The following is a 14,334-nucleotide window of genomic DNA, read 5'->3' as shown; positions in this document are numbered from 1 at the left end:
CCGCCAGGAAGCGCACCGTTCGCCGACACTGCACGGAGATTATGCGCCGCCCCTGCCAGTGTGGTCAATCCATGGTTGGCAGTCCGGTCAATCGCGCCGGCAGCGTCCTTTGGCCGCTCCCGCGCCGCGGCACCGGTTGGCGGTCGTGCGCCGGTTCAGTCTGCCCGTCCGGCGGGCAGCGCTCGCCGCGATGTTCCGGTGTACAGCTGTCGCGGACGAGCGATGCGGTACTCCGGGTCAGTCAGCATCTCTTCCCAATGCGCCATCCAGCCGGCAGCCCGCGCCATGGCCAGGGTGCAGGCGAACATCGAAGACGGAACGCCCAGCGCATGCTGTACGACCGCGCAGTAGAAGTCTGCATTAGGCTGCAGCTTCCTGTCGACGAAAAAGCGGTCCTCGAGGGCGATCTTCTCGACTGCCCTGACCAGCTTGCCGAATCGTCCCTGCTCGAGACCCTGCTCCTGCAGGACCTCGGCACAGGTCTGGCGCAGCAGCGGCAGCCGTGGATCGTTCCGTCCGCAATGCCCGCTGCCGAAGCCGGGCAGGCGGGCGCCGTCGTGCAGCTCACGGGCAAGGGCGACGATGCCGCTGGCGCGAGCTTCATCGCCGAGGCCGGCGAGAAGCGCCAGGCAGGCCTCACTGGTGCCGCCGAGTGCCTTCCCCGACAGACAGGCAATCGCCGCCGACAGGCAGGCGTAGGGGTTGGCTCCCGACGAGCCGGCCATGCGCACCGTCGCGGTGGCGGCATCCTGCCCGCAGTCAGCATGCAGCGTCAGCATCCGGTCGACGGCGCGGACCAGCACCGGATTCGGCGTGTACTCCGCGCGTGGCGTGGCGAACATCATGTAGAGAAAATTGGCGCTGTATGGGAGGTCCGGCCGTGGCCTCATGAAGGGCTGCCCGATCGAGTACTTGTAGGCCATGGCGACGATCGTCGGCAGCCGCCCGACGACGCGCGCAAAGCGGAGCTCCCGCTGCTCGGGGGCGCTGAACTCGCCCGCCGCGTGATCGAATGCCGACAGCGCACCGACGACGCCGACCATCACCGCCATCGGACGCGCGTCGCGCCGAAAGCCCTCGTAGAGCTTGACCATCTGTTCGTGCAGGGTGGCCTGCCGCCGGATCGCCGCAGCGAAGGAGGCGTGCTGCTCGCGGTCCGGCAACTCGCCGTTTCGCAGGAGGTAGGCCACTTCGAGAAAATCGCACTGGGTTGCCAGCTGATCGACCGGGTAACCCCGGTAGAGAAGTTCGCCACGCTCCGCGTCGGCCAGGCAGATCCTCGATCGACAGCTGGCGGTCGAGGAGAAGCTGGAGTCGTAAGCGAAGTAGCCGCTGCTGGCGCCGAGGTGGCGGATGTCCACGTACCTGCTGCCCTGCGTTGACAGCAGCAGCGGCAGCTCAACCGCCGGCTCGCCATCCACCGTGAAAGTCGCCGTCCGATTGCCGCTCGCCATCCCGTTCCTCCCTATCCGTCCGAAACGCCGTTGCCCGAGGCCGTCCAAGCCACGTTCAGCTCCAGTAAACGCCCATTCCTGGGGCCCGCTGGCGCGCCGATGCACCGTCTCTGTGCCGCCGACAAGGCGGCATCGCCGTACCAGCACGGCTGCGCCGCCGGGTGCCGTCGCGAGCGCTGACCGGCGCCCGTGGCGATCGCAGCGTCGCCGCAACAAGGACTTGGGCCCGCAACCCCGAGTCTGCCGGCCGTTCTGCCGCCACCCTGGCGAAGCAGCCGCGAACGGCCGACGGGCCGTGGCGTGGCCGCCACGGCCCACTCGCAAGCAAGATGCATGCCACGCCTGAGTGGCATCTTGCACGGATCTTGCTTGAGTAGAAGTTGACGAGACCCTGTCCCGCGTGGCGGACGGGGCAGGCGCGGCGACGCGTGGGGAACGGACTGCCGTTCCCCAGTGCGAAGCGCTGCCCTCACCAACAGTGGAGTACCCGACATGAGAACACCGATGCTTCTTCCCTGGCTGGCGAGCCGGGCGCGAGTCAGCGAGGCGCGCGCCGCAATCCTGTGGCGTGAAGCGATGCTGCGGGCCGAGGAAACGACCGGCGAGCGAGAGACCTCGTGTTACTGGGGAGCCGCCCTGGCGACTCTGCAGGAGTTGCTCGCGCTCGAGCGCTGGCGTCCGCAGACACTCATGGCGTGGCCATGGCTGGTGTTGCAGGGCGGCATCGAACGCGGGTCGTGGTTCTGCCGCCACTGGCTGTCGCCAGGGCTTCTGTCGTCGACCTGCCGTGCCTGGCGGCTTTCGCCCGTCGACACCCCGCAATGACCGGGCAGACGGCGGCCCGGCAGCAACTGATCGGCGATCTCAAAGCACGGCTGCAGGCTGAGCAGCGGCTGCTGAACGAGCGCTTCCTCGGCAACGCCGACGCCGCAGCCCTGCTGCGCGACCGCTGTCGGCTGATCGACGAAGTGCTGTGCGATGCCTGGCAGGCTCTCTCCCTGCCGGCTTCGCTTGGCCTCGTAGCGGTCGGCGGCTATGGCCGTGGCGAGTTGTACCCGGCCTCCGACATCGATCTCCTCGTCCTGTTGCCGGAGGAGGCCGATCAGGCGCTGGCCGGGCGCCTCGAGCAACTGGTCTGCCTGCTCTGGGACATCGGGCTGGAGACCGGCCACAGCGTGCGCACCGTCGAGCAATGCCTCGAGGAGGCTGCCGGCGATACGACAGTGCAGACGGCGATGCTCGAATCGCGACTGCTCGCGGGCAGTCAGCGGCTCTTCGCCGGCTTCCGCTCGATTCTCGCTGCCAACCTCGATGCCTGCGCCTTCCTGCAGACGAGGCGGATCGAACAGGAAGACCGCCATCGCCGCTTCAACGACACGCCCAACAGTCTCGAGGCGAACTGCAAGGATGGCCCGGGGGGCCTGCGTGACCTGCAACTCGTCCTGTGGATCGCGCAGGCTGCCGGTTTCGGCAAGTCTTGGGGCGATCTCGAACGATACGGCTTCATCACCGACGACGAGGCGCGGCTGCTCGCTGGTTGCGAACACTTCCTGCGCCACCTGCGAACGCACCTCCACCTGCACGCCGGCCGTCGGGAAGACCGTCTACTGTTCGAATATCAGACATCGCTGGCCGAGAAGCTGGGCTGCTCCGGCAGCGAAACGCTGCGCCCGAGCGAACAGCTGATGCAGCAGTACTATCGGCGGGCGAAGACGGTCACGCAAATCTGTGCCATCCTGTTGCAGAACATGGCGGCGACCCTCCTGCCACCGCCCGATGAACCGCCGCTGTCGATCAACGAGCGCTTCCAGAACGTGCACGAGTTCCTTGACGTGGTCGATGAAGATGTGTTTCAGGTCGAACCCGCGGCGATCCTCGAGACCTTCCTGCTACTGGAACAGCATCCCGAACTCAAGGGCATGAGCGCGCGGACGCAGCGTGCTCTCTGGCGGGCGCGAAAACGGGTGGACGAAGACTTCCGCGGCCGGCCGATCAACCGTGCCCGTTTCCTGCAGATTCTGCAGGAGGAGCGCGGCTTGGTGCACGCCTTTCGTGCCATGAACCAGTTCGGTGTCCTCGGGCGCTACCTGCCGAGCTTCGGACGCATCGTCGGCCAGATGCAGCACGACCTGTTTCACGTGTACACGGTCGATCAGCACAGCCTGCAGGTGCTGCGCAACCTGCGTCGCTTCACGATGGACGACTTCGCACACGAATACCCGCTGTGCAGCCGGCTGATCAGCGATCTTGGCAAACCCTGGCTGCTCTACATCGCCGCCCTGTTCCATGACATCGCCAAGGGGCGCGGCGGCGACCATTCGGAGCTCGGTGCCGCCGATGCGCGCGAGTTCTGCGACCAGCATGGCCTCTTTGCCGAGGACAACGAGCTGATCGTCTGGCTGGTTCGCCACCACTTGGTGATGTCACGCGTGGCGCAGAAGCAGGACGTCGCCGACCCGGCGGTGGTGGCGGCCTTCGCTGCCGTCGTCGGCGATGAGCGGCACCTGATCGCACTCTACCTGTTGACGGTTGCCGACATCCGCGGCACCAGCCCGAAGGTATGGAATACCTGGAAGGCGCAACTGCTCGAACAGTTGTTCAACGCGACGCGGCGCAACCTGCTGTCGAACGGTGAGAACCTGATGACGCGCGGCGTCATTGCCCAGCGGCAGCGCGAGGCGATGCGCCTGATGCGCTACCTGGCGCTGCCCGAAGGCGCACACGAGAGGCTGTGGCAACAGCTCGACACCGTGTACTTCCTGCGCCATGCGGCCGAGGAGATCGCCTGGCACGCGCGTGCGCTGCATGACCGCTTCGCCAGTCGCCAGCCGATCGTCAGTGCCCGTCTCAACCCCCTCGGTGCCGGCATCGAGGTGATGGTCTACACGCACGACGAGGCGGAACTATTCCTGCACACGGTCGGTTTCTTCAGCCGTGCCGGCTACAGCATTGTCGATGCCCGCATCCATACAACCGCGCACGGCTACGCGCTCGACACCTTCGTCCTGCTCGATCTCAGCGACCGCGACTGCGATCGGGCGATGATCAGCTACATCGAGCACGAACTCGCCGATCGACTGGCCCGCCGCCTACCGCTCGAGGCGCCGGCGAACGGGCGCATGCCGCGACAGGTGAGATACTTCCCGCTACAGCCGCAGGTCAGCATCAGGCCGCTGGTCAGCCTCGAAGCCGACGATACCGGCAGGCTCTTCGTCCTCACGGTCGTTGCCGCGGACCGGCCGGGCCTGCTGTTCATCGTCGCCAGGGAACTGGCCGGGCACGGTGCCAGCCTGCACACGGCGAAGATCGCCACACTTGGCGAACGTGTCGAGGACACGTTCCTGATCAGTGGCGGCCATCTCGAGCAGAGCGCCAACCGCGTCAGGCTCGAGACCGACCTGCTCAGACAACTGCAACTCTGAGCCGCCGACGCCTCATCCAGCACGAGCAAGCCGATTACCTACCCCGGAGCTGAAAGTGTCCATTCATGTCGCCCTCAACCATCTGACCCGCTATCGCTACGACCGTCCGGTCACGCTGTCGCCCCAGGTCGTCCGCCTGCGTCCGGCACCGCATTCGCGAACGCCGATCCTCAGTTACTCGCTGAAGATCACGCCGGCACAGCACTTCATCAACTGGCAGCAGGATCCACAGGCCAACTACCTCGCCCGCCTGGTCTTTCCCGAAAAGACGCGCGAGTTCTGCGTCGAGGTCGATCTGGTCGCCAGCATGTCGGTGATCAATCCCTTCGACTTCTTTCCCGAACCCTACGCCACGACCTTTCCCTTCGCCTATGAGGAATGGCAACAGGAGGAACTCGAACCCTACCTCCACTGTCTGCCGCCGACGCCGCTGTTCCGTGAATTGCTCGCCAGCATTGCGCGCGCGCCGCGCGCCAGCGTCGACTTCCTCGTGGACCTCAATCGACGGATCCAGCGTGCGGTCAGCTACGTCATCCGCCTCGAACCCGGCGTCCAGACGCCGGAAGAGACGCTTGCCCTCGGTTGCGGTTCGTGCCGCGATTCGGCGTGGCTGCTGGTCCAGTTGCTGCGTCATCTCGGGCTGGCTGCCCGCTTCGTGTCCGGTTACCTGATCCAGCTCGTGCCGGACGTCAAATCCCTCGACGGCCCGTCGGGGACCGACCATGACTTCACCGACCTGCACGCCTGGTGCGAGGTCTATTTGCCGGGAGCCGGCTGGATCGGCCTCGATCCGACCTCGGGTCTGTTCGCCGGCGAGGGACACATCCCGCTGGCATGCTCGCCGCAGCCGTCTTCGGCGGCACCGATCACCGGTTTCACGGAGGAATGCGAGTGCCGCTTCGAGCACCACATGCGGATCGACCGCTGTTGGGAAGCACCACGAGTGACCCTTCCCTACAGCGACGGGCAGTGGCTGGCGATAGAAAGGCTGGGCCACCAGATCGACGCCGAGCTGGCTAGCGGCGACGTTCGCCTGACGATGGGCGGCGAACCGACCTTCGTCTCGATCGATGACCACGACGGCGCCGAGTGGAACACCGACGCTCTCGGACCGACCAAGCGCGTCCGCGCTGCGGAGATCTACCACCGCCTGCGCGAGAAGTACGCGCCCAATGGCCTGCAGCATTTCGGCCAGGGGAAATGGTATCCCGGCGAGCAGTTGCCGCGCTGGTCGCTGAACTGTTTCTGGCGGCGCGACGGCCAGCCGATCTGGAACAACCCGGAGCTGTGTGCCGACGAGAGTCGCGACTACGGTGCCGATGCGGCGCTCGGCGGCCGCTTCCTCGACGCCCTTGCGCAGCGGCTGGCGCTCGATCCGCAGCATGTCTTTCCCGCTTTCGAGGACATCTACTATTACCTCTGGCGCGAACACCGCCTGCCGGTGAACGTCGATCCTTTCGACTCCCGTCTCGACGATGCACTCGAACGTGAGCGCCTGCTGCGAATCTTTCGCCAGGGACTCGACGAGGTCGTCGGCTACGTCCTGCCGATCAGGCGCGCCAGCGGTGGTGGCTGGCAGAGCGGACCGTGGTTCCTGCGCGGCGGCCGCTGCTACCTGATCCCGGGCGACTCACCGATCGGCTACCGCCTGCCGCTCGACTCGCAGCCCTGGGTGGCGAAGGAGGATTATCCGTACATCCACACACCCGATCCGACGCAGACCTTCCCGCCGTTGCGCCCGCATGCCGAGATCCGGGCCCAGTTCGCCGTCAGCCACAGCGAGAGCCTGGGCGCCGAACGGGCGGCGATCAGCAGCGAGCGCTTTGCCGAGCGGGAGCTGCAACGGGTCTCCGCAGCACTCGAGCACGCCGCCGCCGACGGCGAGCGGACCCGTTCCGCAGCCGCAGCGGCGGTCATCCGCACCTCGGTCTCCGCGCAGGCACGCGCGGGCGTACTGTATGTCTTCATGCCGCCGACCGAGACGCTCGACGATTATCTCGAGCTGGTCGCCGCGATCGAGGCCACCGCCGAGGCGCTGGCGACGCCGATCATCATCGAAGGCTACGAGCCGCCCTCCGATCCCCGCCTGACCAGCTTCCGCGTCACGCCGGACCCTGGCGTCATCGAGGTCAACATCCAGCCGTCGGCAAGCTGGCCGGAACTCGTCGAGCGGACGACGCATCTCTACGAGGCGGCGCACCTGTCCCGCCTCTGTACCGAGAAGTTCATGCTCGACGGGCGGCATACCGGCACCGGCGGCGGCAACCATTTCGTCTTCGGCGGCGCGCACGTGCTGGACTCGCCATTCCTGCGTCGCCCCGATCTGTTGCGCAGCCTGATCAGTTTCTGGCACAACCACCCGGCGTTGTCGTACCTCTTCTCCGGCCTGTTCATCGGGCCGACGAGCCAGTCGCCGCGGGTGGACGAGGCGCGCAATGACTCGGTCTACGAACTCGAGATCGCCTTCAGCCAGTTTCCCGCCGCTGGTAACGCTGGTGAGTGTGTGACCCCGTGGATTGTCGACCGCGTGCTGCGCAACCTGCTGATCGACTCGACCGGCAACACCCATCGCGCGGAGTTCTGCATCGACAAGCTGTACTCTCCCGACGGCCCGAACGGCCGTCTCGGACTGCTCGAGATGCGCGCCTTCGAAATGCCGCCGCATGCACGCATGTCTCTCGCCCAGCAATTGCTGTTGCGCGCCCTGATCGCATACTTCTGGCGCAGCCCCTACGCTCCCGAGCGGCTGGTGCGCTGGGGTACCGAGTTGCACGACCGCTTCCTGCTGCCGCATTTCGTGCAGCAGGACTTTGCCGACGTCCTCAGCGAGCTGCGTGCCGCCGGCTACGCGCTGCAGGACGAGTGGTTTGCGCCGCACTTCGAGTTTCGCTTCCCGCTGCACGGACGGATTCACGCCCTCGGCATCGAGCTCGAGCTGCGGCACGCGCTCGAGCCGTGGAATGTCATGGGTGAAGAAGGCAGCATCGGCGGTACGGTGCGTTACGTCGACTCATCACTCGAACGACTGCAGGTCAAGGTCACCGGCATGGCCGGCGAGCGCTACGTCGTCAGCTGCAACGGCCAGGCCTTGCCGATGCGCTCGACCGGCAAGGTTGGCGAGTTCGTTGCCGGCGTGCGCTACCGGGCGTGGAATCCGCCGTCGGCGCTGCATCCGACGATCGGCGTGCACGCGCCGCTGACCTTTGATCTCGTCGATACCTGGATGAAGCGCTCGCTCGGCGGTTGCCAGTATCATGTCGAACACCCCGGCGGCCGCAATCCGGACCGCTACCCGGTCAACGCCAACGAGGCCGAGGGTCGCCGTCTGGCGCGCTTCATCCCCTTCGGTCACACCCCCGGCGCGATCGAGCTGTCGCCGGTTGCAGCGAATGTCGGCTTCCCGTTTACGTTAGACTTGCGACGATCCTGAACCTGCCGGCGCGGTGATTGTTGCCGCGCCCTGTTTTCATGCCGCCATCGCTCGTTTCGTCCTATCCGAAGAAGACTGACCGTTTCGACGAAATGCTCGCCGACGACGGCAGCGTGCGGCCGTCATGGCGCTCCTTCGTCTCGCAACTCGATGCGGCGACGCCGGAGCAGATGCGACACCGGCTCGATTACGTGCGCCGGCGGATCCTCGAGAACGGCGTGACCTACAACGTCTACGCCGATCCAAAGGGCGCCGACCGTCCCTGGGAACTCGATCCGCTGCCGCTGATCCTGTCACCCGGTGAGTGGCAGCGCCTGGCGGCCGCGGTGACACAGCGGGCGCGCCTGCTGAACGCCGTCCTGCAGGATCTCTACGGCCCGCAGAGCCTGCTGCACGACGGCAGCCTGCCACCGGCATTGATCTTCGGTCACAAGAACTTCCTCTGGCCCTGTCGCGGCCTGCGGCTGCCGGGCGACATCCATCTGCATCTCTATGCCGCCGACCTCGCGCGCTCGCCTGACGGCCGCTGGTGGGTGATCGCCGACCGCACGCAGGGCCCTTCCGGTGCCGGTTATGCGCTCGAGAACCGGACCATCGTCGGCCGTGTCTTTCCCGAGCAGTTCCGTGACCTGCATGTGCAGCATCTGGCCTCGTTCTTTCGCGATCTGCAGGACAGTCTCGCCTACTGGGCGCCGACCGCCGGCGAGACGCCGCTGGTCGTCCTGCTGACCCCGGGGCCATACAACGAAACCTACTTCGAACATGCCTATCTGGCGCGCTATCTGGGCTTTCCGCTGGTCGAGGGACACGATCTGACGGTCCGTGGCGAGCGCGTGTATCTGCGGACACTCAGTGGGCTGCGCCGCGTGCACGCCATCCTGCGTCGCCTCGATGACGACTTCTGTGATCCGCTCGAACTGCGCAGCGACTCGACACTCGGCATTCCCGGACTGCTGCAGGCGGTGCGCGCCGGCAACGTACTGGTCGCCAATGCGCTCGGCAGCGGGCTGCTCGAGTCGCCGGCGCTGCCCGGCTTCCTGCCGGCGGTCAGCGAGAAGCTGTTGGGAGAGAAGCTGTTGATGCCGTCGGTCGCCACCTGGTGGTGTGGCGAACAGGCCGCGCTCGAGTTCACGATCGAGCACCTCGACGACCTGGTGATCAAGGGGTCGTACCCGTCGCAGCGGTTCGACCCGCTGTTTGGCAATGAACTCAAGGGCAGCCAGCGACAGGAGATGATCGCCCGCCTGCGCGCCAGACCACAGGCCTACGTTGCCCAGGAACTCGTCAACTTCTCGCAGGCGCCGGCGTGGCACGACCGACACGAGCGCGCGCTGCTGCCACGGGGAGTCGGCCTGCGCGTCTTCGTCGCGGCGACTCCGGCTGGCCACATCGTCATGCCCGGCGGCCTGACGCGCGTCGCCGCGATGTCGAACGCGCGCATCATCTCGATGCAGCGTGGCGGCTCGAGCAAGGATACCTGGGTCCTCACCGAGCAGGCAGTCAACACCTTCAGTCTGCTCAAGCACTCGGTTGGCAAGGCGGATCTCGTCCGCGGCGGCCGCAACCTGTCCTCGCGCGTCGTCGAGAGTCTTTTCTGGTTCGGGCGCTACGCCGAACGCTGTGACAAGACTTCGCGCCTGCTGCGCGTCGCCCTGTCGCGACTGGTCGACGCTGGCGGCGACGCGCAGCAGGCGCTGGGCGCCATCTGCGATCTCGCCCGCGTCCTGCAGGTGCTGCCGGCCGCCGAGTCGACAGATGGCAATCCCGAGACGGCGCCGCCGTCGCGCGAAGCGGAACTCCTGCGCGCCGTCTGCGGCGAGGAGTGGGGCGAGGGTCTGGCTGGCGACATCCACCGCCTGCTGTGGGTGGCGACGCAGGTGCGCGAGCGCTTCTCGCTCGACAACTGGCATGCGATCAATCGCCTGCAGCAGCGGTTGCAGCGTTACAGTGCCGCTGCCGAGGCGCTGCCCCCGGTACCGAGCGATGCCCTGGCTTTCCTCGACGAGGTGCTTCTCACCTCCTCGTCGCTCGCCGGCTTCGCGATGGACAACATGACGCGCGACGATGGCTGGCGTTTCCTGATCATCGGCCGACGGATCGAACGTCTGGTGTTCCTTGCCAATGCCGTTGCCGGCTTCCTCCGCCTCGACTCGACGCGAGTTGCCGGCAGCCTCGAGTGGCTGCTCGAACTGACCGACAGCATCATCACCTATCGTTCGCGCTACATGACCCAGCCGCAAGTCTTACCGACACTCGACCTGATCGTCTTTGACGAAGGCAATCCGCATTCGGTGTCCTTCCAGTTGCAGATCCTGGTCCGCTACCTCGACAACATGACCCGCCTGCTCGGTGGCCCGCGCGAGGACAGCATGCGCTCGGCGCGCGCCGCACTGCAGGGCTTCGACCTCGGCCGCTTCGAGGGACTGAGCTTCAGCCAGTGTCGCTCGTGCGATCCCTGTCTCGACCTGGCGCTGCGGCTGGGCGACATTTCGCTTGCGGCGGCAGCGCTCTCGGATCGTCTGGAGATGCGTTTCTTCAGTCACGTTGGCGACGTCAGCCGGCAAACCTTCTCTTCGTGATCGACGTGACTCCGCCGCCGGCCCGCTATCACATCCTGCACGAGACGAGCTACCGCTACGAGAGCCCGGTGTCGTTGTCGCGCCAGTTGCTGCATCTGACGCCGCGCGATGGCAGGTGGCAAAGCTGCCTCGCGCACCGGATCAGCGTCGCGCCGCAGCCCACAGCCGAGCGCGAGCGCCACGACTGCTTCGGCAACGTCGTGCGGGAACTCGCGCTCGAGTTCCCGCACGACAGTCTCTGCGTGTGCGCCGAGAGCACGGTCGAGGTGGCGTCGCATCTGCCCAGGGAGGCCGCGGTGGCGCTCGCCAGCGCCGGTAGCGCGGCGGCCGCCGGGTCGGCACACGCGCCCGGATACCTGAGCGCCTCGCCGAGTTGGGAAAGCGTGCGCGATGCGTTGGCCTACGGCGCGCGGCCGGTGCTGCTCGACGCTGCGTGCTACCAGTTCGAATCGCCCTATGTGCGGGTGAAGCACGAGTTCGCTGCCTATGCCAGGAGCTGCTTCACGCCGCGGCGCCCGGTGCTGGAGGCGGTGCAGGCACTGATGAGCCGTATCTACCATGAGTTCGAGTTCGATCCGGAAGCCACCACGGTCGCGACGCCGGTTCTCGAGGTGCTGGCGGAAAAGCGCGGCGTCTGCCAGGATTTCGCCCACCTGATGCTCTCCTGCCTGCGCTCGCAGGGTCTTGCCGCGCGTTACGTCAGTGGCTATCTGCTCACCCACCCACCGCCCGGTCAGCCGCGGATGGTCGGGGCCGACGCCTCGCACGCCTGGGTTTCGGTCTACTGCCCCGAACTCGAGGGCGGACGCTGGGTGGACTTTGATCCGACCAACAACCTGTTGCCCGACACGCAGCACATCACACTCGCCTGGGGCCGGGATTTTGCCGACGTCTCGCCGCTGCGCGGCGTCATCCTCGGCGGTGACGCGCACGATCTGGAAGTCGCCGTGACCGTGACGCCGCTCGCCGTGGTGGGCGACGAAAGTCTGGCACTACCCTGAGCCGCGCGCGGGCCACCGCCGCGCCGGCGCCCGGCGGTGGCGCCGTCCTTGCCGCTGGCGCCAGTCGCGTCACAGTTGCAGGCCGAGCCTGTTGTCCTTGCGCCACGGTTGGCAGCGATCGGGGTTGCGTTTCTCGTCGCGGTCGGTTCTAATGTGGCCTCGTTCGACCACTCCAGCATCTGGCGCCAATGTTCCGTCATGCCAAGCCCGTAGCGCATCGACCGGCGGTGGCCAGTGCCACGCGCTTTGACGCCGCTGGTTTGCTGGCGGTCGCTGTAGTACGCCTGGCAGGCGTACGACGTGACGCACCGTCGAGGGTCGAGAGAAGCTAGGTCGGGAAGACGACGACAGATTCCAGAAACCCCCGCCGGTGCAAACCGAGCGGGGGTTTCGCCTTTATTGCGGTCCAGCGTCCGCCGCATCCAGTGGCGCTTTTTTTCAGGAGAGTGCCTTGAGCAGAGAAGCCCCAGAATCCCTCAGCGGTGCGCAGATCGTCGTCCGCCTCCTCGAACGACAGGGTATCCGGACGCTGGCCGGCATCCCCGGCGGCGCCATCCTGCCGATCTACGATGCCCTGTCGGCATCGAAGCTGATCCACCACGTCCTCGCCCGCCATGAACAGGGGGGCGGCTTCATGGCGCAGGGAATGGCCCGTGCCACCGGGAGGCCCGCGGTGTGCATGGCGTCGTCGGGTCCGGGTGCGACCAACCTGCTGACGGCGATCGCCGATGCCAAGCTCGATTCGATCCCGCTGGTAGCGATCACCGGCCAGGTGCCGCGAGCGATGATCGGTACCGATGCCTTCCAGGAGGTCGACACCTACGGTCTCAGCATCCCGATCACCAAGCACAACTTCCTCGTCGGTTCGGCGGAGGAACTGCTGCAGGTGATTCCGCGTGCCTTCCGCATTGCCGCCTCCGGCCGACCCGGTCCGGTAGTCGTCGATATACCGAAGGACGTGCAGAATCAGGTGGTCGAGGTTGCCGAGTGGCCGGCACCGGGCGCCGCCGATCCGCTGCCGCCGCCGGCGGAGGAGCTGATCGGCGCCGCCGCCGCGATGATCAACGAGGCGGTCCGGCCTATTCTCTACCTTGGCGGCGGCGTCGTCCATTCGGGGGCCGCGGCGGCTGCCGTCGCGCTTGCCGAGAAGGCGAGCCTGCCGACCGTGATGACGCTGATGGCGCTCGGCGCGATGCCGGTCGATCACGAGCTTTCGCTCGGCATGCTCGGGATGCATGGCGCCCGCTGCACCAATCTGGCGCTCGACGAGTGCGATCTGCTGATCGCCATCGGTGCCCGCTTCGACGACCGCGCCACCGGCAAGGTGGCTGGTTTCTGCCCGCAGGCGAAGATCGTCCACATCGACATCGACCCGTCCGAGCTGGACAAGATCAAGACCGCACATGTCGGCATTGCCGGCGATGTCGGAGCTGTCCTGCAGCGGTTGCTGCCCGCGATCGACGGTGCCCGGCGCGTTGGGTGGCTGGCGCGCGTCGCCTCGCTGAAGGCCGAGCACCCGCTGCGCACGCCGGGTATCGACGATCCGCGGACGCCTTATGGGCTGATCCGTGCCGTCGCCGACTGTCTCGACGACGAGGCAACGATCACCACTGACGTCGGGCAGCACCAGATGTGGGTGGCGCAGGCCTACCCGCTGCGCCGGCCGCGCCAGTGGCTGACCTCGGGTGGCCTCGGCACGATGGGCTTCGGCGTGCCGGCAGCGATCGGCGCCGCGCTCGCCGAACCGCAGCGGACAGTCGTCTGCTTCAGTGGTGACGGCAGCATCCTGATGAACGTCCAGGAACTCGTAACGGCAGCCGAGGAGGGGGTCAATGTCAAGATCGTGCTGATGAACAACGCGTCGCTGGGGCTGGTCTTCCAGCAGCAGACGCTGTTCTACGGCGAGCGCATCTACGCCTCGAAGTTCAAGGGAATGCCAGATTTCGTACGCGTCGCCAAGGGCTTCGGCGTGCCGGCGATCGATCTCGATGGCGCCAGCGATCCGCGCGCGGCGCTCGCTGCCGCGCTGTCGACACGCGGTCCGATGCTGATTCACGCCGGCATCGAGATGCGTGAACAGGTGCTGCCGATGGTGCCGCCCGGCGCCGCCAACAAGGACATGATCGGAGGCTGAACGATGAACTCGCTGACAAGAACCGAGAATCAGGCGCTGGCGCGCGCGGTACTCGAACTGGATGTCAATAACCACGCCGGCGTGATGTCGCATGTCGTCGGTTTGTTTTCCCGCCGCGCCTACAACGTCGAGGCGATCCTCGTGATGCCGGTCGGCAGCGGCCAGACCAGTCGCATCTGGTTGCTGGTGAATGAGGACGAGCGTCTGGAGCAGATGGTGAAGCAGGTCGAGAAGCTCGAGGACGTGCTCGCAGTTCGCCGTCACGGAGCCGAACACGAGGTCTTCATCCGCCTCGAGGAGTTCTTCCGCTGATC

The 14,334-nt window shown here is 66.6% G+C and carries 8 protein-coding genes; 7 read left to right on the top strand and 1 reads right to left on the bottom strand.

What is annotated here, in order from left to right:
• Positions 1-155 precede the first annotated feature (155 nt).
• Positions 156-1,454, bottom strand: a complete 1,299-nt coding sequence (gene gltA / locus HT579_01820; protein QKS27804.1) for a citrate (Si)-synthase — start codon at positions 1,452-1,454, stop codon at positions 156-158.
• Positions 1,455-1,946: 492 nt separating this feature from the next.
• On the opposite strand from gltA, the gene HT579_01815 reads away from it, so the two are divergent.
• The 7 genes from HT579_01815 to ilvN all read left to right on the top strand — a co-directional run bounded on the left by HT579_01815 (position 1,947) and on the right by ilvN (position 14,332).
• Positions 1,947-2,279 carry a hypothetical protein gene (locus tag HT579_01815; protein ID QKS27803.1) on the top strand — a complete coding sequence of 111 codons (333 nt, stop codon included), beginning with the start codon at positions 1,947-1,949 and terminating at the stop codon, positions 2,277-2,279.
• Positions 2,276-4,876 carry a [protein-PII] uridylyltransferase gene (locus HT579_01810; protein QKS27802.1) on the top strand — a complete coding sequence of 867 codons (2,601 nt, stop codon included), beginning with the start codon at positions 2,276-2,278 and terminating at the stop codon, positions 4,874-4,876. The genes HT579_01815 and HT579_01810 overlap by 4 nt, the downstream gene beginning before the upstream one ends.
• Positions 4,877-4,931: 55 nt before the next feature.
• Positions 4,932-8,306: a transglutaminase family protein gene (locus tag HT579_01805; GenBank protein ID QKS27801.1), complete on the top strand. Its 3,375-nt coding sequence runs from the start codon at positions 4,932-4,934 to the stop codon at positions 8,304-8,306.
• 38 nt (positions 8,307-8,344) lie between these two features.
• Positions 8,345-10,885, top strand: coding sequence for a circularly permuted type 2 ATP-grasp protein (locus HT579_01800; GenBank protein QKS31440.1), 2,541 nt, complete (start codon positions 8,345-8,347; stop codon positions 10,883-10,885).
• A gap of 5 nt (positions 10,886-10,890) precedes the next feature.
• A complete protein-coding gene (locus HT579_01795; protein ID QKS31439.1) occupies positions 10,891-11,886 on the top strand; it encodes a transglutaminase family protein in 996 nt (331 codons plus the stop codon).
• 451 nt (positions 11,887-12,337) lie between these two features.
• On the top strand, positions 12,338-14,020 hold the full coding sequence (gene ilvB / locus HT579_01790; protein QKS27800.1) for an acetolactate synthase large subunit: 1,683 nt from the start codon (positions 12,338-12,340) through the stop codon (positions 14,018-14,020).
• A 3-nt stretch (positions 14,021-14,023) separates the two neighbouring features.
• Positions 14,024-14,332: an acetolactate synthase small subunit gene (gene ilvN / locus HT579_01785; GenBank protein QKS27799.1), complete on the top strand. Its 309-nt coding sequence runs from the start codon at positions 14,024-14,026 to the stop codon at positions 14,330-14,332.
• Positions 14,333-14,334 lie beyond the last annotated feature (2 nt).

This window comes from Candidatus Accumulibacter similis (assembly GCA_013347225.1).
In the GTDB taxonomy this organism is placed as follows: domain Bacteria; phylum Pseudomonadota; class Gammaproteobacteria; order Burkholderiales; family Rhodocyclaceae; genus Accumulibacter; species Accumulibacter similis.
This window is presented reverse-complemented; position numbering and strand designations above follow the sequence as displayed.